This window comes from Kitasatospora sp. NPDC087314 (genome assembly GCF_044744365.1).
Taxonomy (GTDB): Bacteria; Actinomycetota; Actinomycetes; order Streptomycetales; family Streptomycetaceae; genus Kitasatospora.
The window spans coordinates 114,377-140,037 of record NZ_JBIUYE010000012.1; the positions used below are offsets into that span (position 1 = coordinate 114,377).

Here is a 25,661-nt window from a genome sequence, read left to right on the forward strand (position 1 = left end):
TAAGACCGACCGGTCCAACGCACCTCAGGAGCCCAGAGAATGACGATCACCCAGGACCCGTGGGAGACCCTGCACACCACCGCCCTGCTCGGCACCGACCGCCGCCCGCTCCCGGTCACCGCCCTCCCCCTCGCCGACACCGTCGACCCGGCCGATCCGGCCACCGCCCTGCTGGAGCTGGCCGCCCTCGCGACCGTCCGCCGCCGGGCCGGCGCCCTGCCCGTGCCCGCCGCCGGACCGCCCGGCCCGCCCGCGCCCGAGGACCCCCGCCCGGAGCTGCCCGCGGCGGCCGCCCGCCGCCTCGCCGTCCTGCTGGCCGGCCGGACCGGCAGCGGCGGCGCCACCCTGGCCAACCTCGCCGAACTGCTCCCGCAGTGGCTCGCCACCGCCCGCGCCCGGGGCCTGCGCCCGCCCGGCGCGCTGATACCCGGCCTGCTCGACGCCGCCCGCGCCCGCAACGAGCTGCGCTCCGACGCCGTCGCACTGGCCGGCCCGCCGGGCCGCTGGCTGGCCGAGCAGAACCCCGACTGGCGGTTCGTGCTGCGCACCGCCGCCCCCGACCCGGCCGAGCGGCCCGGGCAGCCCGTCGACCACCACCTGTGGCACGAGGGCCTGTTCGCCGAGCGGGTCACCCACCTCACCCTGCTGCGCCGCCACGATCCGGCCGCCGGCCTGGAACTGCTGAGCGGCACCTGGTCCACCGAGCGGGCCGAGGACCGCCTGCTCTTCCTGGACGCCCTGCAGGACGGCCTCTCCCCCGCCGACGAGCCGTTCCTGGAGGCCGCCCTCGGCGACCGCAGCAAGAACGTCCGCGCCACCGCCGCCGAGCTGCTGTCCACCCTGCCCGGCTCGGCCCTCGCCCGGCGGATGGCCGAGCGGGCGAGCGCCGCCGTCCGTCTCTCCGACGCCGGGACGCACCTGCTGGTCACCCCGCCCGCCGAGTGCGACGCGGCCATGCAGCGCGACGGCATACCGCCCAAGTCCCCCACCGGACGCGGCGAACGGGCCTGGTGGTTCGGCGAGGTGGTCGCCGCCGCGCCGCTGCGGCTCTGGCCGGAGAGCACCGGGCTGACCCCGGAGCACCTGCTCGCCCTGCGGGTCGGCGACAGCATCGACGAGACCAGCAGCAGCTGGGCCGACGACCTGCGGGAGGCCTGGGCGCGCGCCGCCGTCCGCCAGCACGACGCCGACTGGGCCCGGGCCCTGCTCGGCCCGGCGCCCACACCACCCGCCCGCGGCGCCGGACGGGCCCGCGCTCCCCGCGTCACCGGCGCCCCCGCCAAGCTGCTGGCCGTCCTCCCGCCCGGCGAACGGGCCACCTGGACGGCCGCGTTCATCGAGGTGCACGGCCTCGGCGAGGCCTTCCAACTGCTCGGCGCCTGCGGCACGCCGTGGACGCCGCCGCTGTCCACCGCCGTGGTGACGGCCCTGGCCCGCGCCGCCGGCTCCGGCGCGTACCCGTGGAGCCACAGCGGGGTGCTCGGGATGACGGAGCGCGCGCTCGCCCCGGAGACCGCGGCCGCCGTGGAGGAGCTGGCCGCCGAGGCCGCCCCGGACTCCGCATGGTCGGAGACCTTCGCCCGGCTGGCCGGAACGCTGCGCTTCCGGGCCGCGATGCTGGCCGAACTCGACGCCTGACGACCGGCACCCGCGAAGCGACGGGACGGTCCCCGAAGGGGCGGGCCGGTCCCCGGAACGACGAAGCGGGCCGGTCCCCGAGGACCGGCCCGCCCGTACCGTCAACCTCAGCCGGCCGCCCGCAGGTTGGCCTCGACCCAGGCGACGACCTCCCGGGTCGGCGTGCCCGGGGTGAAGATGTCCGCGACGCCCATCGCCTTCAGCTCGGCGATGTCCTCGTCCGGGATGATCCCGCCGCAGAAGACCTTGATGTCCGCCGCGTCGCGCTCCTTCAGCAGCTCCAACACCCGCGCGCACAGCGTCATGTGGGCGCCGGAGAGGATCGACAGGCCGATGCCGTCCGCGTCCTCCTGGATCGCGGTGTCGACGACCTGCTCGGGCGTCTGGTGCAGCCCGGTGTAGATGACCTCCATACCGGCGTCGCGCAGGGCACGCGCGATGACCTTGGCGCCCCGGTCGTGACCGTCGAGCCCCGGCTTGGCGACCACCACACGGATCGGTCCCGACACACTCATCACTGCCTCCTGCTGGACCTCGTCGTCCACCATCCGACCGGACCCTGCGGGCCACGGGCGCGGTTAACGGTCAATAACCAACCTGAGGGGAGGTTAGCGCCACCCGGCCCGGTTGGCCGTGCCACCTCCCAAGAGGAGGGCAAAGTCACAGCCACCGGCCTTGCTGCCAGTGGGTATACCCGTCCGCCCACCCTCCGCACAGACCCCCGGCCGACCTCTTGACAATCGGAGGTTTTTCCGGGGCATCGGCCTTGCGGCTACAGTCTCGGCTGGTTTCCCCCGCTTTCCCCGTCGCTTTCCCCTGCCGGTCCCCCTGCCCGACGACGCGCCCTGAGGCCCACCGAGGAGGCAGCCCCCGATGGCTCCCGACGCAGCCGCCCGCCCGACCCGTGCGGAGCTGCGCCTCGCCGCCCGCGAGCAGTCCCGCGCCGAGCGCCGCGGCGCCGCCAAGGCGGCCACCCGGACGGCCTTGCTGCGAGTCGCGCTGCCGTCGGTGGCCGCCCTCGGGGTCGCCGCCGCGGCAGCCGTCACCGTGCAGGGCGAGACCGATCAGCGCGTCCAGGCGGCCGGCCGGACCGCGCCGCACACGGCGGTCGAGGCCCCGGACAACCCGGCCGACGGCGGCGCCGAGGCCGCCAAGGCGGCCGCGCAGCAGGCGGTTGCGGCCGGCGGCCCGACCCAGGCCTCCCGCGGCGACGCCCGCCAGCCGCTGGCCGGCGCCCAGCCCACCGACGACCCGACCGCACAGCCGACCGCCGAGCCCGCCAAGCCCAAGGTGGTCATGCCGGTCGCCCAGCACGGCCTCGGCGAACTGTTCGGCGAGGCCGGCACCCACTGGGCCAACCGCCACACCGGCATCGACTTCCCGGTGGACGGCGGCTCCCAGGTCATGGCCGTCACCGACGGCACGATCCGCACCCTGTGGAACCCGTCGTACGGCTACATGTCGATACTGAAGATGTCCGACGGCACCGAGGCCTGGTACTGCCACCTGAGGGCGTACAAGGTCCGCAAGGGGCCGGTGAAGCAGGGCGACGTCATCGCCTTCGTCGGCAGCAGCGGCAACAGCACCGGCCCGCACCTGCACTTCGAGATCCGCCCGGCCGGCAGCGGGCCGGTCGACCCGCTGCCGTGGTTCCTCTCGAACGGGCTCGACCCGCGCTAGGAACCCTCCCCGTCAGAGCTTCTCCACCGGCGCGTAGCGCAGCAGCAGTTGCTTGCGGCCCTCCGAACCGAAGTCGACCGTGGCCTGCGCCCGGTCGCCGACGCCGGTGACGCCCACCACCGTGCCCAGCCCGAAGGTGTCGTGGGTGACCCGGTCCCCGACCGCCAGCGAGACGACGTCCCGCTCCACGACCTGGCCGCCGCGCCGCGCCGACTGCCCCCAGCCCGCCTTGGGCTTCGAGGAGGCCGAGGAAGCCGACGAGGAGCGCGAACCGCCGCCCCCCGACGAGGACTTGCCCCAGGACGAACCCGAGGAGAAGCCGCGCGCGGCCGGCGCCTGCGCCGCCCCCGTCCGCTTCCACTCCACCAGGTTCTCCGGGATCTCCTCCAGGAACCGCGAGGCCGGGTTGTACGCGGGCTGCCCCCAGGCGCTGCGCAGCACCGAGCGGGTCAGGTAGAGCCGCTCCCGCGCCCGGGTGAGCCCCACGTAGGCGAGCCGCCGCTCCTCCTCCAGCTCCTTGACCTGGTTGAGCGCCCGCATGTGCGGGAAGATCCCGTCCTCCATGCCGGTCAGGAAGACCACCGGGAACTCCAGGCCCTTGGCGGTGTGCAGGGTCATCATCGTGATGACGCCCTGGCCCTCCTCGTCCTCGTCCGGGATCTGGTCGGAGTCGGCGACCAGCGCGACCCGCTCCAGGAAGTCGGCGAGCGAGCCGACCGGCGGGGCGCCGTCCTCACCGGCGTCGGGCCGCTCGCCCGGGTCCTGCTCGTACTCGAGGGCGACGGAGGCCAGCTCCTGCAGGTTCTCCACCCGGGTCTCGTCCTGCGGGTCGGTGGAGGCCTGGAGTTCGGCCAGGTAGCCGGTCTCCTCCAGGACGGCCTCCAGCACCGCGGCCGGGCCCGCGCCCGACTCGACGACCTGCCGCAGCCCGGCCATCAGGGTGTTGAACTTCTTCACCGCGTTGGCCGAGCGCGCGGCCATCCCGTACGCCTCGTCGACCCGCACCAGCGCCTGGGCGAAGGAGATCCGCTCCCGCGCGGCCAGCGCGTCGACCATCGCCTCGGCCCGCTCGCCGATGCCGCGCTTGGGCACGTTGAGGATCCGGCGCAGCGGCACGGTGTCCTCCGGGTTGGAGAGCACCCGCAGGTACGCCAGGACGTCCCGGACCTCCTTGCGCTCGTAGAAGCGCACCCCGCCGACCACCTTGTACGGCAGGCCGACCCGGATGAACACCTCCTCGAACACGCGGGACTGGGCGTTGGTCCGGTAGAAGATCGCGACGTCGCCGGGCTTGGCGTCGCCCGCGTCGGTGAGCCGGTCGATCTCGTCGGCGATGAACTGGGCCTCGCCGTGCTCGTCGTCCGCGACGTAGCCGACGACCCGCTCGCCGTGCTCGCCGGCCGTCCAGAGCTTCTTCTCGCGCCGGTTGGCGTTGCGCTCGATGACGGCGTTGGCGGCGCTCAGGATGGTCTGCGTGGAGCGGTAGTTCTGCTCCAGCAGGATCGTGGTCGCGTTCGGGTAGTCCTCCTCGAACTGGAGGATGTTGCGGATCGTCGCGCCGCGGAAGGCGTAGATCGACTGGTCCGCGTCACCGACGACGCACAGCTCGGCCGGCGGCACCTCGGCCAGCCGCCCGGCCGCCGGGTTCACGAACTCCCCGTCCACCGTGCGCTTCGGCGCGGCCGCGACGGATCCCCCGCTCAGCTCGCGGACGAGCATGTACTGGGCGTGGTTGGTGTCCTGGTACTCGTCGACCAGGATGTGCCGGAACCGGCGCCGGTAGTGCTCCGCGACGTCGGGGAAGGCCTGGAGCAGGTTCACCGTCGTCATGATGATGTCGTCGAAGTCCAGCGCGTTGGCCTCGCGCAGCCGCCGCTGGTACAGCTTGTACGCCTCGGCGAGCTTCTTCTCCATCGGGTTGGCGGCCTGGTCGGCGAAGGTCTCCTCGTCGATCAGCTCGTTCTTCAGGTTGCTGATCTTCGCCGTGAAGGACTTCGGCGGGAACTGCTTCGGGTCCAGGTCGAGGTCACGGCAGACCAGCGACATCAGCCGCTGCGAGTCGGCCGAGTCGTAGATCGAGAAACTGGACGTGAAGCCCAGCAGCTTGGACTCGCGGCGCAGGATCCGCACGCACGCGCTGTGGAAGGTGGACACCCACATCGCCCGGGCCCGCGGGCCGACCAGCGCCTCGACGCGCTCGCGCATCTCGCCGGCGGCCTTGTTGGTGAAGGTGATCGCCAGGATCTCGCCCGGCTGCACGCCGCGGGCGCCGAGCAGGTGGGCGATCCGGTGGGTCAGCACCCGGGTCTTGCCGGAGCCGGCGCCCGCCACGATGAGCAGCGGCGAGCCCGCGTGCAGCACCGCATCGCGCTGCGGGTCGTTCATGCCCTCCAGCAGCTGCGCCGGGTCCACCACCGGCCGGGCGGCGCCGTTGCGGTACCAGGCGTCGCGCGCGGTCTCGGCGGCGTGGTCGGTCTGGAACAGCCCCTCCGGGATGGCCTCCTCGTAGGCCTCGTACGGGGCGTCGTCCTCGTACGGCGGGGGCTCCTCGTCGAGGGGGGCGGCGGGCTGCTTCGACCCGGCGGCGGGTGCCTCGAAACCGGGGAGCGGGAGGTCGTCAAAGAGGCTACTCATGGCACTCCGAGTCTATGGCCACCCACCGACAAGCCCGCCCGGCCCGGGAAATTCGGGCCGAACGGGCTCGGGTCACCACTCGGGCACAGCTCGGAGCACGGCTCCCGGCGTGGCTCAGACCAGCCGGCGGGCGGTGGCCCAGCGGGTCAGTTCGTGCCGGTTGCTCAGCTGGAGCTTGCGCAGGACGGCGGAGACGTGGCTCTCGACCGTCTTCACCGAGATGAAGAGCTGCTTGGCGATCTCCTTGTACGCGTAGCCGCGCGCGATCAGGCGGAGCACCTCGCGCTCGCGCTGGGTGAGGCGGTCCAGGTCCTCGTCGACCGGCGGGGTGTCGGTGGCGGCGAAGGCGTCCAGGACGAAGCCGGCCAGCCGGGGCGAGAACACCGCGTCGCCGTCGGCGATCCGGAAGATCGCGTTGACCAGGTCGGTACCGGTGATGGTCTTGGTGACGTAGCCGCGCGCGCCGCCGCGGATGACGCCGATGACGTCCTCGGCGGCGTCCGACACCGACAGGGCCAGGAACTTGACCCCGCCCTGCTCGCCCATCAGCCCGGCCGAGCGGCGCAGCACCTCGACACCGCCGCCGCCGGGCAGGTGGACGTCGAGCAGCACCACGTCCGGCCGGGTCTCGGCGACCACCCGGACCGCCGACTCGACGTCGTCGGCCTCGCCGACCACGTCGATGCCGGTCGTCTCGGTGCGGCCGATCTCGGCCCGCACCCCCGTGCGGAACATCCGGTGGTCGTCCACCAGGACGACCCGCGCGGTGCGCCCGGAGTCCTCGGCCGCCGGGCCCCCGGTCGGCGCTGCCTCAGTCATTCGTTCTCTCCATCTCCAGCTCGACCTCGGTCCCGCCGTCCGGCGCGGGCCGCACCCGTGCGGTGCCGCCGTTGCGCTTCATGCGGCCGATGATCGACTCCCGTACGCCCATCCGGTCCTCGGGCACCGTGTCGGGGTCGAAGCCGGGGCCGTGATCGCGGACGAACACCGACACCGTCCTCCCCTCCACCTCGGCGTAGACCTGGACCGGTCCCCCGCCACCGTACTTGGCCGCGTTGACGGTCGCCTCCCTCGCGGCCTGCATCTGTGCCGCGATCCGCTCGTCCATCGGGCAGTCGCCGACGATCACGACCTCGACCGGGACGCCGTGCCGGTCCTCGACCTCGGCGACGACGGCGCGCAGGCTCTCCGCCATGGTGTCGGGCGCGGCCTCGGCGGCGGCCTCCGGGCGGTACAGCCACAGCCGCAGCTCGCGCTCCTGGGCGCGGGCCAGCCTCAGCACCTCCTTGGGGTCCTCGGCCCGGCGCTGGATCAGGGTCAGCGTGTGCAGCACCGAGTCGTGGACGTGCGCGGCGATCTCGGCGCGCTCCTGGGCGCGGATGCGGGCGGTACGCTCGGCGCCGAGGTCCTGCCACAGGCGCAGCCCGTACGGGCCGAGCAGCACCAGGACGCCGGCGAGCACGGCGAGCGAGGCCTCGACCACCGAGCCGAGCGTCGAACCGCTGCCCTGCATGGCGAGGAAGGCGATGGTGCCGGCCACCACGAGCAGCACGCCGGCGCCGACCCGGGTGTAGGCGCCGCGCCGCTTGTCGCCCTCCTCCAGGCCGAACCAGCGCTGCCAGCGCGAGTCGTCGGCCTGCCGCCAGACCAGCGCGACACCCACCCCGATCGCCAGCAGCGGCCAGGTGTACGGCTTGGCGGTCTGCAGGCCGAGCGCGTTGAGCAGGGCGATCAGGCCGATCACGGTCATCACCAGGGCGGCGAGCTGGCCGAGGCCGCCCTGGCCGGTCTTGCCGGCGGGCGCGGCGCCCTCCCCCTCCGCGGGGGCCGCGGCGACCGGCTCGCCCTGGAGCGCGTGCTGGAGCAGTTCGCGCAGCCGGCCGAGCCAGCCGCCGCGGCCCTTGCTCAGCTCCCCGCCCGGCTGCTGCCCCGCCCCGGCCGGGACGAAGGCGCCGTTGACGTACATCCAGTGGGTGCCGCCGCGCTGCGCGGGTTCGCCGATGCCGATCGGCACCACGAACCAGAACGCCGCGTACAGCAGGGTCCCGATCCCCTGCGCGAAGAAGAGCAGCACGAACGCGAGCCGGACCCACCGCACCGGCAGCCCGAGGTGCACCGCGAGACCGTGCGCGACCCCGCCGAGCATCCGCCCCTGCGGGCTGCGGTAGAGCCGGCGGTACGGCGGCCGCCCGCCGTCGGGCGCGGTCGGGTCGGCGCCGGCCGACGACGCGGCGTCGGGGGCCAGGGGGCGGGGGTCGGTACCGGGTGCTGCCACGCCACCGATGGTTCCACGCTCGTGTGCGCGGGCGCATCAGGGTGTGTCCCTAGGGCCCGTCTTCGAACCCCCGTCGTCCGCCCGGAGGGCGGGCGTGGCGGCGTCGGGGTGCGTGCATCGCAAGGCGGAGGAGGGAGTAGATGCGGTGGGGGCACCTCCCGGCCGAAGGCTGGGGGCCATCGGCGACCGACGACAACGCGGCGAGGTGCGTGCCCCGGCGTCGGCGCGCAGGCGGGAGTTCGAAGACCGGCCCTGAGGCAGTTCTCAGGGACAAGTCAGGGTCCAGACAGGGCTCGCACCGGTTGGGCCGGGCCGGGTCAGCCGGGAGGATGGTGGCCATGACCGAGGACCACCGCATCCAGGAGGCCGGGCCCGCCGCCCCGCCGGAACCGGACCGCCCCCCGCTGACCAGGACCGAGCACCACCGCGTGGTGGCCGGCGTCTGCGGCGGCCTCGGGCGACACCTGGACATCGACCCGGTGGTCTTCCGAGTGGTCACCGTGGTGCTCTGCCTCTCCGGCGGCCTCGGGCTGTTCCTGTACGGCCTGGCCTGGCTGATCGTCCCCACCGAGTCGGTGCCGGACGGCAAGGGCGGCAGCCGGCACGGGCGCACCGAACTCCAGCGGGTGCTCACCGGCCGGGTCGACGGCCAGTCGGTCGGCGCGGTGCTGCTGACGGTGATCGGCACCGGGGTGTTCTTCTCCTCGATGGGCCAGGACGACCAGCTGTTCCCGCTGCTGCTGCTCGCGGGCCTGGTCTTCCTGGCGGTGCGCTACGACCCGGAGCGCCGCCGAGGCCGGCTGCGCGGACGCCGCCGCGGCGGCCCGTACGACCGCCACTACCCCGACGCGGACCCGGCCGGCCCGCACCCGTGGCCCTGGCCGGAGGAGGACGACGCCGCCCGCGCCCGGCACGCCGCGGAGCGCGCCGCCGGAACGGCGCCCGCCGACTCCCCCGCCCCCGGCCCGACCGGCTACCTGTGGGACCCGCGCCACCCCGAGCGCAACCCCTACGGCGCCACCACCACCCCGCCGTTCGGCACCCCGGTGCCCCCGGCGGGTGGCCCGGCCCAGCCCTGGTGGCAGCGCGCCGACCTGCCCGCGGGCGACCCGCTGCGCAAGGACGGCCCGCCCCGCAGGCCGCGGCCCACCGCCGTCCGGCACCCGCGGGAGCGGTCCGCGCTCGGCTTCTTCGGCCTGCTGCTGGCGATCGGCGCGGGTGCCGCGGTCTGGTCCGCCTCCGCCGGCCACACCGACGTCACCGTGCTGAGTGCGACCGTGCTGGCCACCGCGCTGCTGGTGATCGGTCTGACGCTGCTGCTCGGCGCGAAGTTCGGCCGGGCCCGCAAGCTCGCGATGACGGGCCTGCTGCTCACCCTGGCGCTGGTCTTCGTCGGCCGCTCGACGGACTCCATGCAGAACGCCGTCGGCCAGCGCGACTTCACCGTCGTCGCGACGGCCGACCTGCAGCCCAAGTACTCCCTCGGCGCCGGCCAGATCCGGCTGGACCTGACCGGGCTCGACCCGGCCGGGGCCACCCTCACCAGCAAGGTCGAACTCGGTGCCGGCGAGCTGACCGTCCTCCTGCCGCCGGACGCGACGGTGAACCTGGTGACCAGGATGGGCCTCGGCGACGTCTCGATCCCCGATGACCGCAACGACGGCACCGGCCGCCACACCTACCTGCTGCAACCCGGCAGCGGTCGCTCGTCCAAGGGCACGCTCGACCTCGAACTCTCGGTCGGGATCGGCAACATCAAGGTGGTCCAACAGTGAGGAAGCACCCGCTCGACCTGTTCTCGCTGATCGCGGGCGGACTGTTCACCACGATCGCCGTGGTCTACCTGGTCGCGGCGCTCGACGACCAGACGGTGAACGGCCGGATCGTCATCCCGGTCACCTTCATCGTGCTCGGCCTCGGCGGCCTGGCCGGCGCGGTCGCGGCGGTCACCCGGCGCGGCCGCACCGACCGCGAGCCCTGACCGCCCGGGACCGGCCGTTCAGGGCCGGCCTTCAAGGACCGGCCCCCGCGCTCAGCGCTGCAGCGGCCCGAGGTTCAGCTTGTCCCCGTCCTTGGTGACGGTGTACTTCGGCAGCGGCTTGACCGCCGGCCCGGTGACCACCGCGCCGGTGGCGGCGTCGAACCGGGAGCCGTGGCAGGGGCAGTACAGCTGGCCGTTCTTCGGGGCGTCGACGGCGCAGCCGGAGTGGGTGCACACCGAGGACAGGCCGCAGTACTGGCCCGCCGTGGGCTGCACGATGTAGACCGCGTCCCCGGTGGCCGGGTCCTTGACCTGGGCCGAGCCGCCGACCGGCACGCTCGCGGCCGGCACCGAGGGGCCCGACCCGGCGGGCGCCTGGCCGGTGTTGGCGGGGGCCGCGGACTGCTTGGGCGGTTCCTGCTTCGCCGGTTCCTGCTTGGACGAGGCCTGCTTGGACGAGGCCTGCGTGGACGAGGCCTGCGTGGACGGGTCCGCCTTGTCCCGGCCGAAGGTCCGGGTGAGCGAGCCGGTGAGCAGCCCGGCGCCGCCGATCGCGACGGCGGCGATCCCGCCGTCCACCAGCGACCGGCGCTTGACGTGCTCCTCGGCCAGCCCGCGCTCGCGGTCCCGGCCGGCCCGCCGGGCGAGGTAGCCGTCCACCGACAGGTACGGCGTGCCGGCCAGCAGCAGCGGCGTCCAGGCCAGCAGGTAGGCGAGGTCGTTGCCGAGGTAGTACGGCGAGATGCTCCAGCTGACGGTCAGCCAGAGGCTGAGGCTGATCATCACGCCGCCGAGCGCCGCGACCCGGCCCCAGAGGCCGAGCAGGGTGCCGAGGCCGACCGCCAGCTCACCGAAGGCGATGGCGAGCGCGAACAGGGTGGGCGCGTCCAGGGCGGCGCCGAGCAGGAAGGAGATCGGGCTGCCGGCCCTGGCCGCCTGGGTCTGCGAGACGAACGACGCCGGGTCGCCCGCCCCGGCCAGGTAGTGCGCGTCGGACAGCTTGTCGAGGGCCGCGTACACGAAGGTGACGCCGAGGAAGAGCCGCAGCGGCAGCAGCGGGTACCTGGACGCGAACGCCCTCCACTGCGCCACCCGGTCGGCCAGACCGACCGCTCCCCCGTCGACCGCCGCGGAGTTGCTGACCTCCGACATCGCTCACACCTTCCCTCACGGCCCGCCACTCCTGACAGGTCCGGTCCGCATTCTGCCCGCTCCCGATCGCTTTCGGTGGGAGGTCCCACCCGGTCGGCGGCGGCCGCCGCACCGAGAACGGCCGCGCCGCCGTTCCCCTGTGTACGGGAACGACGGCGCGGCCGCTCGGCACCGGCTCGGCGACTGTCCGACGGATCCGTCGGACGGCCCTACCGGCCGGCGGGAGTGCTCACTCCCACTCGATGGTGCCCGGCGGCTTGCTGGTGACGTCGACGACGACGCGGTTCACGTCGCGGACCTCGTTGGTGATCCGGGTGGAGATCCGGGCCAGCACGTCGTACGGCAGGCGCGACCAGTCGGCGGTCATGGCGTCCTCGGACGAGACCGGGCGCAGCACGATCGGGTGACCGTAGGTGCGGCCGTCGCCCTGCACGCCCACGCTGCGCACGTCGGCGAGCAGCACGACCGGGCACTGCCAGATCTCGCGGTCCAGGCCGGCCGCGGTCAGCTCCTCGCGGACGATCGCGTCGGCGTCGCGGAGCAGGTCCAGCCGCTCCTGGGTGACCTCGCCGACGATCCGGATGCCCAGGCCCGGGCCCGGGAACGGCTGGCGCTGGACGATCTCCTCCGGCAGGCCCAGCTCCTGGCCGACCATCCGGACCTCGTCCTTGAACAGCTTGCGCAGCGGCTCGACCAGCTGGAACTGCAGGTCCTCGGGCAGGCCGCCGACGTTGTGGTGGGACTTGATGTTGGCGGTGCCGGTGCCGCCGCCGGACTCCACCACGTCCGGGTACAGGGTGCCCTGGACCAGGAAGTCGACCGACTCGCCGTGCTCGCCGGCCTCGGCGATGATCTCGGCCTGGGCCTGCTCGAAGACCCGGATGAACTCCCGGCCGATGATCTTGCGCTTCTCCTCGGGGTCGGTGACCCCCTTCAGCGCGTTCAGGAAGCGCTCCGCGGCGTCGACCACCTTCAGCTGCACGCCGGTGGCCGCCACGAAGTCCTTCTCGACCTGCTCGGTCTCGCCCTTGCGCATCAGACCGTGGTCGACGTACACGCAGGTCAGCTGCTCGCCGATGGCCTTGTTGACCAGGGCGGCCGCGACCGCGGAGTCCACGCCGCCGGAGAGGCCGCAGATCGCGCGCTTGGTGCCGACCTGGGCACGGATCAGCGCGACCTGCTCCTCGACCACGCTGCCGGTGGTCCAGGTCGGGGCGATGCCGGCGCCGCGGTAGAGGAAGTGCTCCAGGATCTGCTGACCGTGGTCGGAGTGCAGCACCTCGGGGTGGTACTGGACGCCGTAGAGGCGCGCCTCGTCGTTCTCGAAGGCCGCGACCGGCACCACGTCGGTGGAGGCGGTGACGGTGAAGCCCTCCGGGGCGGCGGAGCAGGCGTCGCCGTGCGACATCCACACCGAGTGCTGCGCCGGGACGCCCTCGAACAGGGTGGAGCCGGGGCGGCTGACGGTCAGCGGGGTGCGACCGTACTCGCGGGAGCCGGTGTTGTCGACGGTGCCGCCGAGGGTCTTCGCCATCAGCTGGAAGCCGTAGCACATGCCGAAGACCGGGACCCCGGCCTCGAAGATCGCGCGGTCGAGCTGCGGCGCGCCCTCTTCGTAGACCGACGACGGGCCGCCGGAGAGGATGATCGCCTTGGGGTTCTTGGCGAGCATCTCGGCGACCGGCATGCTGCTCGGCACGATCTCGCTGTAGACCCGCGCCTCACGCACCCGACGGGCGATGAGCTGGGCGTACTGGGCACCGAAGTCGACCACCAGGACGGTGTCGTTGTCCGGCGCGGACTGGACGGGAATTGCAGAGGACACAGACGGCCTTCCGGCAGCGGTACGAGAGGTGTCACACCGAACCGCTTCCCCGGCGGGGGCCGCGGCGGCGACGGGTGGGGGTGTCTGGACACCGATTCTACCGGGCTGTCCGGTTTCACTCGTCTGCCCGTCCAAACGACCGTGACCGCGCGGGGCCGTCTTTCGTTGCTTCTGACGACCGTACGACCGCGCCGCGCCCGCCAGGCGCGCCGCCTTCGCCCCGGCCAAGGGCGCCGCCGTACGGACTGCAGGACCACGCGTGGAGCTTCATCCCAGTCCACCGGCGCATGTGGCGCCACCGCCCCGGCCCGCCGGGAGCGCGGCGCCGTGGGACCGTGCGCGGGTGCCGCGGCCGGCCAGCAGGGGACAGCGACCCCGGCCGCGACTGGACCGAGAGGTGGGACGGTCGGCGCCGGGGACGCCCGGGGCCGACCGTCGCACCTCCGCCGCGAGCCGGGCACGCCCCGGGCGCACACCCCGTCCCGTCCCGCGCCGCTACGCGCGTCCCCGTGCGCCGCAGCCACTCGCACCACTACACACCGTGATCATCGACGCCGTGTGTCGGCGCCTGCCCACAACCGCCCGCCGGGCCTGAACAGGGCGTGCACCCGTGCCCGAACGGCGTCCTCGGGTCGGTACCCGCACCAAATGGACTGCGCCGAACTGTGCCGAATCGGTTGCAGAGCAAGCCCTTCGTCCAGCACGATGCTGCGTGGAAGCGGTTCTCCCGGCGGCCGACAGGCTCACTGCGGAGACCCCGACCGATGCCGCCGCCTTGTGTGGCGACGCCGTACGTGACCTCACGCTCCGTGAGCGAAGGCCCGGCGCAGACCTGCGCGCCGACCCGCCGCACCGCGAGCGTGCGCGCCCCGCGCCACCGGCCACCCACGCCGGGCCGCGCGGGCGCGACCCCGAAGCCGACCGACCCGACGGCGCTCCTCCCCCGGCGCCGTCACCCCAGCACCGGCGCAGCCCTGACGCCGCGTGCTGAGCGACAAAGGGCCCCGTTCCCCCGCGGGGCCCTTTGCCCTGTCCGGGCTCACCCGGTCCGGGCCGTCGCGCGCTCAGGGCCACCGCGCGCAGGGCTGCCGCGCGCAGGGCCGCCGCGCTCAGGGCTGCTTGCGCCAGACGCTCGGATCGACCGGTTCCCCGGCCGGAGCCCCCGCGCCCGGCGAGGGCGCCGGCGGGGCGTCGTGCGAGCCGACCACGTCGCTCACCCCCGCCCCGGACGCGTACGGCTGCGGCCCCGGGGCGGCCTGGTACGGCGTGCCCGGCTGCGGCGGCACCGCGCCGTACGGGGCGTCGCCGTACGGGGCCGGGCCGTGGGCCCCCTGGGGAGCCGCCGCACCCCGGCCGCCGACGGCCGCCAGCACCGCCGGCACCACCAGCGCGCCGATCGCCGCCCAGACCAGGTTGGCCACCAGCACGCTGACGAACACCAGACCGATCGAGGTCTCCCGGGACACGCCCAGCTGGTGGTAGGCGGTGCCCCACCCCGGGTTCGCGGAGGACGTCGAGATGGTCATCAGCGCGCCGCCCGCCGCCATCAGAGCGGTGAGCACCACGGCGTGGACGGCCGCCAGCCGGAGCCGGTCGGCCGCGTCCAGCCGCCGCCGGTACGCCGACCAGCCGAGGACGCCGGCCGCGGCGACTGCCAGCAGGCCGGTCCAGCGCCAGTCGGCGCTCTGGTCGTGCAGGTCGAAGAAGGAGAACTCCATGCGGTCGGGGCCACCCCGCCAGTCGCCGTCGATCGCGGACGCCGCGCCGGACGTCCCGCTGAACCCGCGCAGGGTCGCGCCCGAGCCCAGGCCGAGCAGGCCCAGGCCGAGGTTCGGCAGGAAGGCCAGCGAGATCGCGGTCTGCCAGCCCTTGTCACTGTTGGCGGCGACCAGCACGAAGCTCGTCACCGAGGCCAGGCCCAGCGACAGCGCCAGCGCCTGGCCGGCCGTGAGCGCGGCCACCGCCCAGCCGCGCACCGCCCGGCTGCGCCAGGCGGCCCAGCGCAGCGCGTCGGTGCCGTAGACGGCGAAGGCCGTCAGCGCGGCGAGCAGGGCGGTCCAGCCGGTCGCCTCCAGCCAGCCGGAGTCCACGGTGTACGTCACCCCGAGGGCGCGGCCGACGAGGCCGGAGTAGCGCCCGCCGGCGGCCTGCGGCTGCCAGGTCGTCCCGCCGACCAGTCCGAGCAGCGCGGTCACCGCCGCCAGGACCACCGCGGTGCGCAGCGCCTCACCCGCGGCCTGGCCGCGGCTCAGCTGGAGACCGGCGGCCCGGCGGCGGCCGGCCCCCGCCCGTACGCCGAGCCAGAGCGCCAGCATCCACAGCACGGTGACCGTCAGCGGCACCATCCGGAGCAGCAGGTCCGAGCCCTCCGCGTCGCCGCGCTTCAGCGGGGTGGTGTACCCCAGCTTGAACGGCGCGCCGAGCGCGTTCAGCGCCAACGACAGGGCGGCGCCGAAACGCTCGCCGAACTCGGGTGCCCGGAACAGGTAGGAGAACTGGTAGTCGCTCGGGATCGCCACGATCAGCGCGGTCAGGAGCAGCACCGCGGTCGGCGCGACGGCGGTCAGGAGCGCCGGGCGCCAGTCCGCACCGACCAGCCGGCTCAGCGCGGTCGACCGGCCGGCCTGCGGGTCGTACGGCCGTCCGGCGCCCCAGCTGCCCAGCGCGGGCGGGCCGGCGGACGGCGGGTAGCCGGGGCCGGGCGGCGTCGGGCCGTAGCCGGGCGGCGGGGGTGGCGGCGGGCCGTAGCCGGCCTGCGGGCCGTACGCCGGCGGGGGCGGTGCAGCAGGGGGTGCAGCGGGCGGTACGACCGGCATGGCGGCCGTCGGCGGGGGCGGCGCCGACGGCCGTCCGCACGAGGCGCAGGCGGGCGCCCCTTCCACCGATGCCGCACCGCACGACGCGCAGATGGCCATGGACCGGTTTCCCCCCGCTCGACGAGTTCCTGGTCCCCCCAGAAAGCCCGTTTATCCCATCGGATCCGAACGAATGTCAACCGGGAACCGGGCCGGGCGGGTTGGCCCGCCGCGGCCCGCTCAGCCGCGCTTCTTCGGGACCTCCGGGACGGGCAGCAGCGGCAGCCGGAGCGCACCGAACGCGCCCTGCGGGACGGCCGGCCGGGCGGGCGCCACCGGGGCGACCCGCCGGTAGGCCTCGCCCTGGGCCGGACGGTCGTCCGCCTCGCCCTTGTTGGGCCACATCGACATGGCGCGCTCGGCCTGCGCGGTGATGGTCAGCGAGGGGTTCACCCCGAGGTTCGCGGAGACGGCCGCGCCGTCGACCACGCTGATCCCCGGGTGCCCGTACAGCCGGTGGTACGGGTCGACCACGCCGGTCTCGGGGGCGTCGCCGATCGGGCAGCCGCCGAGGAAGTGGGCGGTCATCGGGATGTCGAAGATCTCGCCGACGGTGCTGCCCGCGAAGCCGTTGATCTGCTCGGCCAGCGCCTGGGCGCCCTGCTCGGCGGCCGGGATCCAGGTCGGGTTGGGGGCGCCGTGGCCCTGGGCGGAGGTGAGCCGGCTCCTGCCGAGCGGGCCCTTCTTCAGCGAGACGGTGATCGAGTTGTCCAGCGACTGCATCACCAGGCCGATGATCGTCTTCTCGGACCAGCGGTGCTGGTTCATCGAGCGGGCGAAGGTCACCGGGTGGCGCACCGAGTCGCCCAGGTAGCGCAACCAGCGCGGGGCCCGTCCGCCGCCCTTGACCTGGGCGATCGACAGCGCGCCCATCGCGTTGGAGCCCTTGCCGTAGCGGACCGGCTCGATGTGGGTGTTGGCGTCCGGGTGGATCGAGGAGGTGATCGCCACCCCCTTGGTGAAGTCCGCCCGGGAGCCGTAGCGCCGGTCGGTGGTCTGCGCGCCCACCAGCGCCTCGGAGTTGGTCCGGGTCAGCTCGCCGAGCCGGGCGGAGATCCCGGGCAGGTGCCCCGCCTCGCGCATCCGGTGCAGCAGCGACTGGGTGCCGTAGGTGCCGGCCGCGACCACCACCCGGGCGGCGGTGATGGTCCGCGCGCCCGCCTTCACCCGGTCGGTCCGGGAGCGGGCGTCGGTGCGGCGCACGTCCACCGCGTAGCCGCGGCTCCCGTCGGCCCCGCCGCACTCGCGGATCCGGGCCACCGTGGTGAGCGGGTGGATCTCGGCGCCGCCCCGTTCGGCCAGGTACAGGTAGTTCTCGGTGAGCATGTTCTTGGCCCCGTGCCGGCAGCCGGTCATGCACTCGCCGCACTCCACGCAGGCCTTGCGGGCCGGCCCGGCGCCGCCGAAGTACGGGTCGGCGACCTCGTCCCCGGGCGCCGCCTTGGCCTTGCCACCGGCGTCCTGGCCGTCCCCGAAGAAGACCCCGACCGGTGCCATGTGGAAGGTGTCGCCGACGCCCAGCTGCTCGGCGGCCGCCTTGAGGTGCACGTCCGAGGGGGTGACGGTCGGGTTGAGCCGGACCCCGAGCATCCGCTGCGCCTGGTCGTAGAACGGCGCCAGCTCCTCCTGCCAATCGGTGATGTGGCGCCACTGGCGGTCCTCGAAGAAGGCCTTCGGCGGCACGTACAGGGTGTTGGCGTAGTTCAGCGAGCCGCCGCCGACCCCGGCACCGGCCAGGATCAGCACGTTGGCCAGCAGGTGGATCCGCTGGATCCCGTACAGCCCGAGCTTCGGCGCCCACAGGTAGTTCGACAGGTCCCAGGAGTTCCTGGGCAGTTCGTCCCGGTCGAAGCGCCGCCCGGCCTCCAGGACGGCGACCCGGTAGCCCTTCTCGGTCAGCCGCAGCGCGGCGACCGAACCACCGAAGCCGGAGCCGACCACGACCACGTCGTAGTCGAACTCCGCCGCACCGCCGGACTCCACCATCTGCCACTGCTCCTTCGAGACGCGAACCTGACTACGGGAGAGGCGAGTCGTCCCCTCCTCCCGGGCCTGACCCCAGGATCGAACCCCCGGGGTGGGCCGACCGGCCGCACCCCGGGTCGTACTCCTCCACCGGGACGGCTACTTGAACCGCAGCGCCTTCAACGCCCGCAGCCCGCCGGTCATCACCGCGGCGAACTGCCGGTCGTCCAGGCCGAACGAGGGCGCGATCGGCATCAGCCGCTGGGTCGCGATGGTCTGCGCCTCGGTGAAGCGCAGGATGCCCTCGGCGCCGTGGCGGCGGCCGAGCCCGGAGTCGCCCATGCCGCCCATCGGCGAGCCGACCGAGCCGTACGCGGCCGCGTAGGCCTCGTTGACGTTGACCGTGCCGGTGCGCAGCCGGGCCGCGACCGCCCGCCCGCGCCGCAGGTTCCTGGTCCAGACACTGGAGTTCAGGCCGTACGGCGTGGAGTTGGCGGCGGCCACCGCCTCGTCCTCGGTGTCGAAGCGGTAGACGGAGACGACCGGGCCGAAGGTCTCCTCGCCGCAGACCGCCATGTCCGGGGTCACCCCGTCGAGGATGGTCGGCTCGAAGAAGTACGGGCCGAGGTCGGGCCTGGCCCGGCCGCCGGCCAGCACGGTGGCGCCCGTCTTGACCGCCTCCTCCACGTGCCGGGTGGTGGTCTCCAGCTGGCGCACCGAGACCAGCGAGCCCATGTCGGCGCCGTAGGCGAGGCCGCCGCCCAGGCGCAGCGCCCGGGTGCGGGCGGCGAAGCGCTCCAGGAAGTCGTCGGCCACCGAGCGGTGCACCAGCAGCCGCTCGATCGAGATGCACAGCTGCCCGGCGGAGGAGAAGCAGGCCCGGACGGCGCCCGCGGCGGCCCGGTCGAGGTCGGCGTCGGAGAGCACCAGCATGGCGTTCTTGCCGCCGAGTTCGAGCGAGGCGCCGACCAGTCGGGCGGCGGCGCGCTGGGCGACCTCGCGGCCGGTGCGGGTGGAACCGGTGAACGAGACGTAGTCGGCGTGCTCCACCACGGCGGGGCCGATCACCGGGCCGTCGCCGATCACGACCTGCCACAGGTCGGCCGGCAGCCCGGCCTCGACCAGCAGCTCGCGGGCCCACAGCGCGGTCAGCGCGGTCTGCGTGTCCGGCTTGTTGACCACGGCGTTGCCGGCCACGAAGGCGGGCAGGGCGTCGCCGATGGACAGCTCCAGCGGGTAGTTCCAGGGCGAGATGTGGCCGACCACGCCCTTGGGGCGGCGGGCCTCGATCGCGTGGGTGAGCACCGGCAGCGCCCCGCCGTGCCGCTTGTCCCTGAGGTATCCGTGCGCGGCCCGTCCGTAGTGCCGGGCGGCCATCGCGACGGCCAGCACCTCCTCGAAGGCGTGCAGCCGGGCCTTGCCGGTCTCGGCCTGGATGAGGTCCAGCACCTCGTCCTGCCGCCGGAGCAGCAGGTCGTGGAAGCGCAGCAGGACGGCCGCGCGGCGGCGCACCGGCAGCGCGGCCCAGGCCGCCTGGGCGCGGCGGGCCAGCTCGAAGGCGACCTCGACGTCGGCCGGGGTGGACTGCGGCAGGCTCGCCAGCCGCTCACCGGTCAGCGGGGCGACGGTCTCCACCAGGCTGGGCTCGCCGGTGGCGGTGACGCCGGCGGCCAGCCGGGTGACCAGGGACGGCGGGACGGCCGCCGCGACGGTCCGGCCGCCGCCGGGGGCGGGCGGGTTCCCGGTCGCGGGGTGTTCGGTGGCCACTGCGTCTGTGAGGTCCGACATACGGCGCAGCCTAGGCGCTCGGCGGCCGGTCCGGTACCCGTCGGTAACAAGAATCTGCCGCAGTCGGGCGAAAGCGGGCGCCCACCGGCCGGCGGGTGGGCGCGACGGCTCAGCGGGTCGGCGTGAAGTAGTGGAGCACCGCGTTGAAGCGCTGTTCGGCCTCGTTCCACTCGTTGCCCTTCTCCGGGCTGGACGAGTAGATCGCGTAGCTGGTGCCGTCGTCGTCGATGAACTCGGCCTCGATCGCCCGGCGGCGGCCACCTCCCTGCGCGGCGTAGCTGAACTCCCAGACGGCCGCCTCGTGGCCGTTCACCGCGACGCTGGTCAGCCTGTGCTGCTTGTACTCCTTCAGCGACTTGGAGACGGAGGTCTCCATCTGCCGCATGTGCTCCAGCGGCTTGACCGACTGGCCGACGGTGACGGCGAACTGAAGGTAGTGCACCTTGCCGTCGGGGCTGTAGAAGATCTGGTTGTCGGACGCGGCACTGCGCTGCCAGGCCGGGGTGCCCGAGGGCAGCGGGAAGCGGAAGCCGGCAGGGTCGTCCACCCAGTGGTAGCCGGGGGGCGCGGCCGGCTCCTGGCTGGGACCACCGCTCGGGTCCGAGGTGGCCGAGGCGGCCGGGGTGACCGGGGAGCTCGGGGCGGGGTCGTCGGCCGAGCGGCCGCCGCCGTGCCGGGTGACGAAGAACGTGGCTCCGGCCGCCAGCAGGCCGACGGCCAGCGCGATCGCGACGATCTTCAGGGTGTTGCGGCGCTTGGCCGGTCCGCGCGCAGGCGCAATGGGGTGCGCCACCGGCGCGGTCACGGCGGCGAGCGCCGGTGCCGAGGCCGCCACGCCCCCGGCGGTGTCCACGACGGCCTCGGCGCGCGACTCGGCCGGTTCCTCGGCCCCCTCCTGCGCCGTATCCGCCGCGTCCTCCTCGCGGTCCTCCTCCGCCACCGGGTGCTCGCTGCGGTCCACCACCGGCACCGACTGGGTGGGCATCCGCACCGGCGCGACCGACTTCAGGCTGATCGTGTGCCCGACCTGCACCTCGGCCAGCATCCGGGCGGCCTCGTCCGCGGTCGGCCGCTCGGCCGGGTCCTTGGCCATCAGCGCGGCCAGCACCGGCCCCAGCGGCCCGGCCCGACGCGGCTCCGGCAGCGGCTCGCCCACCACCGCGGCCAGTGTGCTGATCGGCGAGGTCCGGCGGAACGGCGACTGGCCCTCCACCGCGGCGTACAGCGTCGCCCCGAGGCCCCACAGGTCCGAGGCCGGCCCGGGCCGCTCGCCCTGGGCGAGCTCCGGCGCCAGGTAGTCCGGCGAACCGACCAGGTCGCCCGGGCGGGTCAGCTCGGCCGAGCCCTCGTACGTCGCGATGCCGAAGTCCAGCAGCACCACCCGCCCGGTGCCGCGCTCCAGCAGCACGTTGGCCGGCTTCACGTCCCGGTGCAGGACGCCGAGCTGGTGGCCGCGGTGCAGCGCGGCGAGTACCTGGCTGCCGACCTCGGCGACGGCGCGCGGCTGCAGGGTGCCGTCCTGGCTGATCACGTCGGCGAGCGAGCGGCCGTCCACCAGCTCCATCACGATCCACGGCCGGCCGTCCTGCTCCAACACGTCGTGCACCGTGATCACGCCGGGGTGCTTGATCCGGGCGGCCGCACTGGCCTCCCGCTTCATCCGGGCATGCAGGATCTGCAGCTCGTCCTCGGGCAGGTGGTTGACGGTCAGCTCCTTGACCGCGACCTCGCGGTCGAGCATCCGGTCCCAGGCCCGCCAGACCGTCCCCATGCCGCCCCGGCCGAGCCGGTCGCCCAACTCGTACCGCCCGGCCAGCAGCCGCTCCGCCTCGGCCGTCTCCGGCCGGTCCTGCACGCCCATCGGCGACCGCTCCCCCTCACATCCGCCTGCCGTCACCGCGACGGAGGGGCCTGGTGCAGACCACTGTTCGAACAAGTCCCACGCACACATTAGGCGCACCTTGCCGACCCCGGTAATCACGCCCACCCGCCGGACCGCCGTACCGGGACGGAGCCGGGCCGTCAGCCTGCGAACAGCACCACCGCGGTTATCCCCAGCACCAGCAGCACGAACACGCCCCCCACCAACAGCGGGCCCAGCAGCGCCGGGGGTATCCGCGGCGGCCGCGCCTCGGCCGGCCGCCCGGTCCCGTCCCCCGCGGCGGCCTCCACCTGCCCGCCGCCCCGCCCGCCCCGCTTGCCCTGCCCACCCCGCCCACCACGATCGCCCCGCCCGCGTCGGCGCGGCACCAGCGGGCCGTCCGGCCGCGGCACCAGCGCCCGCGCCGCCCACTCCTCGTCGACCGGCTCCGGCGCGCCCGCGAGCAGCGCCGACAGCTCCCGGCGGACCTGCTCCGCGGTCGGGCGCCGCGAGGGGTCGGGCTGCAGCAGCCGCTCGACCAGCGGCGCCAGCGGCCCGCAGACCGCCGAGGGCTCCCGCCGGCCGTCCCGGACCGCCGTCACCAGCTCCGGGACGCCGCCGTCCGGAAACGGCGAGCGGCCGGTGACCAGCCGCTGCACCAGCACCCCGAGCGCCCAGCAGTCGCCCGCCGGGCCGCCGTCCAGCGGCCAGCGCTCCGCCACCGGTCCGACCAGGGTGGCCCGCACGTCGTACCGGCGGCGCCCGCCCGGCCCGCCGAGGTCCTCGGCCAGCGCCTCCTGCGCCACCCCCGCCAGCAGCCCGCCGAGCATCGCCGCGCCGTCCTCGCAGACCAGCACCGACTCTGCGGTCAGGTTCCCGTGCACGAGCCCGTCCTCGTGCAGCGCCCGCAGCGCGCCGGCCAGGTCCGCCGCCAGCTCGGCGGCCCGGTAGGGCGGCACCGGACCGGCGGCCACGAGATCGGCCAGCGTCATGGCGCCCGGCCGCTCCTCCACCGTCCACAGCAGCTCGCCCTCGACGAAGGCACCGACCCCGCGCAGCAGCCGGGGGTGCCTGGTCGGCGCGGCCGAGCCGACCGCCGCCACCCGGCGGACCAGCCGGTCGGCCTGCGCGGACACCTCACCGTCCGGGTCCTGACCACCGGTCAGCAGTGGGGGCAGCTCAAGGGCGCGCAGCAGCACGGACTCCCCGGTCCGGTCGTCCACCGCCAGGGCGCGCAGCGGTTCGGGACGGTCCGTCAGCCGGTACCGCCCCGCCAGCAACTGACCCGTGCCGCCTCGCATGCCAGTTCCTCTCGCTCACCGAGCAGCCTACTGAGCGGCTCCTTTACGCTCGATCCCATGGACTGGACCGATCTGATCGACACCGCGTTCAAGGTGGCGGGCAACAACAACCAAGCCACCCGGGCCGAGGCCGTACGCACGGTCGAGGCCGCCGTCATCGACGGCGAGAACCCGGTCGTCTCCACCGCCGGGCGCCATCCCGACCACTTCCGCAAGGGGGTGCTCGTCCTCACCACCCACCGACTGCTCTTCCTCAAGGACGGTAAACCGCCAGTCCCGGTTCCGCTTACGGCGATCACGGACGCGACCGTGACCAGGACCAAGCTCAACGGCGACGTCCTCACGGTCGTCGCGCTGACCGGCTCGCACCGGTTCGAGGACGTGGCCAAGGCCGACGTCTTCGCCGAGCAGCTCCGGGCGGCCGCCGGGCGCGCCCGCACCGCCCCGCCGACCAAGCCGACGCCGACCGACGCCGCCCCCGCCGAGCTGAGCGCCGGCGATCAACTCCTCGGCCAGCTGGAGCGGTTGGCCGCCCTGCACGCCTCCGGCGCACTCACCGACGAGGAGTTCACCCGGGCCAAGGCCCGTCTGATCGGCTAGGGCCGGTCCGGCGCCGGGGCCCGATAGCCCCTGGTGCCGCGTCCTACGGCGCGGGCTGGAAGCTGGCGAAGGCCGCGTCCCGGGCCTGGGAGTTGGCCGGGGAGCCCCAGTCCGCGTCCGGGGTGATCCAGTAGATCGCGTAGCCGTACTTGGCCGGGCTCCCGGTGACGAAGCCCCGGTTGAGCGAGTGCGTGCGCGGCGTGCCACTGGTCCACTCCCAGTCCGCCGCGTTGGTCCACTGCCGGTAGGTGAGCGCCGCCAGGTTGACCCGCTGGTAGTTGGTGACCTTCGATCGCAGGCCCGGCTCGGAGTCCTGCCAGTCGGCGAGGGCACTGGGGCCGGGGCTGGTGGTCCACTCGATGGTCAGGGTGCTGCCGTTGCCCTTGAAGAGGCGGCGGGTGCTCTCCGACCCGGACGGCTGCAGCCAGTCGGGCAGGACGACCGAGAAGCCGCTCGGGTCCTTGTACTCGTGGTAACCGGCCGGAACGGCGGCCCCCGGCGGAGTCGGGGTGGGGGTCGGGGTCTGCACGGGAGCGGGGGCGGGCGGCGGAGCGGCGGGCGGTGTGGTGGCCGCGGCGGTGTCGGGCGCCTCGGTGCCGGGCGGGTCGGCGGCCGGCCCGGGCACCGCCGCCGTCCCGGTCGCCGCCGGGGTCCCGCTCGGCCCGGTCTCGCTGCCGGCCGTCACCGGCGCGGTGGCACCCGCGCCGTTCGCCGACCCGCCGTCCCCGCTGCCGACGGCCTGGACCACCGCGACCACGCCGGCGATCAGCAGCAGGACCAGCACCACGGTGACCACGGCCAGCCGCCGCCGGCCGTTGCGCGGGTCGGCACCGGCCGCCTGGGTGGCGCCCAGCGTCCACTCGCTGGTCACCGGCCGGATCGGCTCGGTCGCCGGAGCCGGGGTCGAAGCCGAATCCGGCGCCGACGCCGGCGCCGGCGCCGAAGCGGCCTCGGACGCCGGCTCCGCGCCGGGCTCCACCGCGGCGGCCGACTCCTCGGCCTTGACCCGGCTGCCCACCCGGACCGTCCCCAGCAGCCCGCCGATGGACCGCTTGCGGCCCTCCTCGGCCTCGGCCGGGGCCGGGACCTCCTCCGGCTCCGCGGCTGCCGGCTGCTCGATCGGCACCGCGTGCTCGGTGGTCGACTCGGCCTTCGCGGTGGCCTCCGCGACGATCCGCTTCAGCATCGACCGGGTCTGCGAGGCGTCCAGCCGCTCGCCCGGGTCCTTGGCCAGCAGCCCCTCGATCACCGGCTGCAGGGCCCCGGCGTTCACGGGGGCGGTCAGGTCCTCGGTCATCACCGCGGTCAGGGTGGCCAGCGCCGAGCCCCGGTCGTACGGCGGCCGGCCCTCGACCATCGCGTACAGCGTGCCGCCCAGCGACCACAGGTCGGCCGGCGGTCCGGGCTTCTGCCCGCGGGCCCGCTCCGGGGATATGTACGAGGGCGCGCCGACCAGCATGCCGGTGGAGGTGACCGAGGCGTCGCCCTCCACGCTGGCGATGCCGAAGTCGGTGAGCACCACCCGGCCGTCCTCGCCGATCAGCACGTTGGACGGCTTGACGTCCCGGTGCAGGATGCCCAGCGCGTGCGCGGCGCTCAGCACACCGAGCACGTCGAGCGCGATCTCAGCGGCCCGGGCGGGGGCGAGCGGTCCGTCCTCGCGGATGACGTCGGCCAGCGAGCGGGACTCGACCAGCTCCATGACGATCCACGGCCGGTCGTCCTCCTCGACCACGTCGAAGACGGTGACCGCCGAACTGTGCCGGATCCGGGCGGTGGCCTTGGCCTCGCGCAGCGTCCGGACGATCAGCCGGTGCTTCTCCTCCTCCTCGACGCTGGCGTTCATCCGCAGTTCCTTGACCGCGACGGTCCGGCCCAGCATCTCGTCCTCGGCGCGCCAGACGGTGCCCATACCGCCGCGTCCGAGCACCGCGTTCAGCCGGTAGCGGCCGGCCAGGAGGCGGCCGGTGGAACCCTGCGCCTGGGTCATTCGGAACGTTCCCCCATGTGCTGCCGGCAGTCGTGGTGACGGCGTGTCGGCCCGGCCTCAGGCCCGAACGCCCAAGCCTCCATCATCCCCTGTCCCCGGGGGCCGCGACCACCCGC

Annotated in this window: 17 protein-coding genes; 5 read left to right on the plus strand and 12 right to left on the minus strand. The window is 74.6% G+C overall.

What is annotated here, in order from left to right; translation table 11 throughout:
- Positions 1 to 39 precede the first annotated feature (39 nt).
- Entirely contained in the window at positions 40 to 1,638 is a 1,599-nt protein-coding gene (locus ACIO5E_RS25685; RefSeq protein WP_400671949.1) for a DUF5691 domain-containing protein, read from the plus strand.
- Between the two features lie 107 nt (positions 1,639 to 1,745).
- On the opposite strand, the gene ACIO5E_RS25690 is transcribed toward ACIO5E_RS25685, so the two are convergent.
- Positions 1,746 to 2,153 carry a cobalamin B12-binding domain-containing protein gene (locus tag ACIO5E_RS25690; protein ID WP_280675033.1) on the minus strand — a complete coding sequence of 136 codons (408 nt, stop codon included), beginning with the start codon at positions 2,151 to 2,153 and terminating at the stop codon, positions 1,746 to 1,748.
- A gap of 358 nt (positions 2,154 to 2,511) precedes the next feature.
- Here ACIO5E_RS25690 and ACIO5E_RS25695 point away from each other — a divergent pair, with 358 nt between their 5' ends.
- Positions 2,512 to 3,318, plus strand: a complete 807-nt coding sequence (locus ACIO5E_RS25695; protein ID WP_400671953.1) for a M23 family metallopeptidase — start codon at positions 2,512 to 2,514, stop codon at positions 3,316 to 3,318.
- A gap of 12 nt (positions 3,319 to 3,330) precedes the next feature.
- Here ACIO5E_RS25695 and pcrA read toward each other — a convergent pair whose 3' ends face one another.
- The 3 genes from pcrA to ACIO5E_RS25710 form a co-directional block, all read right to left on the minus strand.
- Complete coding sequence (gene pcrA / locus ACIO5E_RS25700) at positions 3,331 to 5,952, minus strand: DNA helicase PcrA (protein WP_400671956.1); 2,622 nt, start codon at positions 5,950 to 5,952, stop codon at positions 3,331 to 3,333.
- Positions 5,953 to 6,066: 114 nt separating this feature from the next.
- Positions 6,067 to 6,771, minus strand: coding sequence for a LuxR C-terminal-related transcriptional regulator (locus tag ACIO5E_RS25705; RefSeq protein ID WP_400671958.1), 705 nt, complete (start codon positions 6,769 to 6,771; stop codon positions 6,067 to 6,069).
- Positions 6,764 to 8,227, minus strand: coding sequence for a PspC domain-containing protein (locus ACIO5E_RS25710; protein WP_400671960.1), 1,464 nt, complete (start codon positions 8,225 to 8,227; stop codon positions 6,764 to 6,766). The genes ACIO5E_RS25705 and ACIO5E_RS25710 overlap by 8 nt, the downstream gene beginning before the upstream one ends.
- A gap of 338 nt (positions 8,228 to 8,565) precedes the next feature.
- Here ACIO5E_RS25710 and ACIO5E_RS25715 point away from each other — a divergent pair, with 338 nt between their 5' ends.
- Together ACIO5E_RS25715 and ACIO5E_RS25720 are read left to right on the plus strand one after the other, a co-directional pair.
- Complete coding sequence (locus tag ACIO5E_RS25715) at positions 8,566 to 10,002, plus strand: PspC domain-containing protein (protein ID WP_400671962.1); 1,437 nt, start codon at positions 8,566 to 8,568, stop codon at positions 10,000 to 10,002.
- Entirely contained in the window at positions 9,999 to 10,208 is a 210-nt protein-coding gene (locus ACIO5E_RS25720) for a hypothetical protein (protein ID WP_400671964.1), read from the plus strand. The genes ACIO5E_RS25715 and ACIO5E_RS25720 overlap by 4 nt, the downstream gene beginning before the upstream one ends.
- Positions 10,209 to 10,259: 51 nt before the next feature.
- Here the strand turns inward: ACIO5E_RS25720 and ACIO5E_RS25725 are convergent, their stop codons facing one another.
- The 7 genes from ACIO5E_RS25725 to ACIO5E_RS25755 all read right to left on the minus strand — a co-directional run bounded on the left by ACIO5E_RS25725 (position 10,260) and on the right by ACIO5E_RS25755 (position 22,955).
- A complete protein-coding gene (locus ACIO5E_RS25725; protein WP_400671967.1) occupies positions 10,260 to 11,360 on the minus strand; it encodes a Rieske 2Fe-2S domain-containing protein in 1,101 nt (366 codons plus the stop codon).
- A 229-nt stretch (positions 11,361 to 11,589) separates the two neighbouring features.
- Positions 11,590 to 13,185, minus strand: coding sequence for a glutamine-hydrolyzing GMP synthase (gene guaA, locus ACIO5E_RS25730; protein WP_400671969.1), 1,596 nt, complete (start codon positions 13,183 to 13,185; stop codon positions 11,590 to 11,592).
- A 1,109-nt stretch (positions 13,186 to 14,294) separates the two neighbouring features.
- A complete protein-coding gene (locus tag ACIO5E_RS25735; RefSeq protein WP_400671971.1) occupies positions 14,295 to 16,001 on the minus strand; it encodes a hypothetical protein in 1,707 nt (568 codons plus the stop codon).
- Between the two features lie 219 nt (positions 16,002 to 16,220).
- A complete protein-coding gene (locus ACIO5E_RS25740; RefSeq protein ID WP_400671973.1) occupies positions 16,221 to 18,026 on the minus strand; it encodes a GMC oxidoreductase in 1,806 nt (601 codons plus the stop codon).
- A 138-nt stretch (positions 18,027 to 18,164) separates the two neighbouring features.
- Positions 18,165 to 19,793, minus strand: a complete 1,629-nt coding sequence (locus ACIO5E_RS25745; protein WP_400671975.1) for a succinic semialdehyde dehydrogenase — start codon at positions 19,791 to 19,793, stop codon at positions 18,165 to 18,167.
- 109 nt (positions 19,794 to 19,902) lie between these two features.
- Positions 19,903 to 21,654, minus strand: a complete 1,752-nt coding sequence (locus ACIO5E_RS25750) for a serine/threonine-protein kinase (RefSeq protein ID WP_400671977.1) — start codon at positions 21,652 to 21,654, stop codon at positions 19,903 to 19,905.
- 161 nt (positions 21,655 to 21,815) lie between these two features.
- Complete coding sequence (locus ACIO5E_RS25755) at positions 21,816 to 22,955, minus strand: protein kinase (RefSeq protein ID WP_400671978.1); 1,140 nt, start codon at positions 22,953 to 22,955, stop codon at positions 21,816 to 21,818.
- A 57-nt stretch (positions 22,956 to 23,012) separates the two neighbouring features.
- On the opposite strand from ACIO5E_RS25755, the gene ACIO5E_RS25760 reads away from it, so the two are divergent.
- Complete coding sequence (locus tag ACIO5E_RS25760; protein WP_400671981.1) at positions 23,013 to 23,555, plus strand: SHOCT domain-containing protein; 543 nt, start codon at positions 23,013 to 23,015, stop codon at positions 23,553 to 23,555.
- Between the two features lie 43 nt (positions 23,556 to 23,598).
- Here the strand turns inward: ACIO5E_RS25760 and ACIO5E_RS25765 are convergent, their stop codons facing one another.
- Complete coding sequence (locus ACIO5E_RS25765; protein WP_400671984.1) at positions 23,599 to 25,545, minus strand: serine/threonine-protein kinase; 1,947 nt, start codon at positions 25,543 to 25,545, stop codon at positions 23,599 to 23,601.
- Between the last annotated feature and the right edge of the window lie 116 nt (positions 25,546 to 25,661).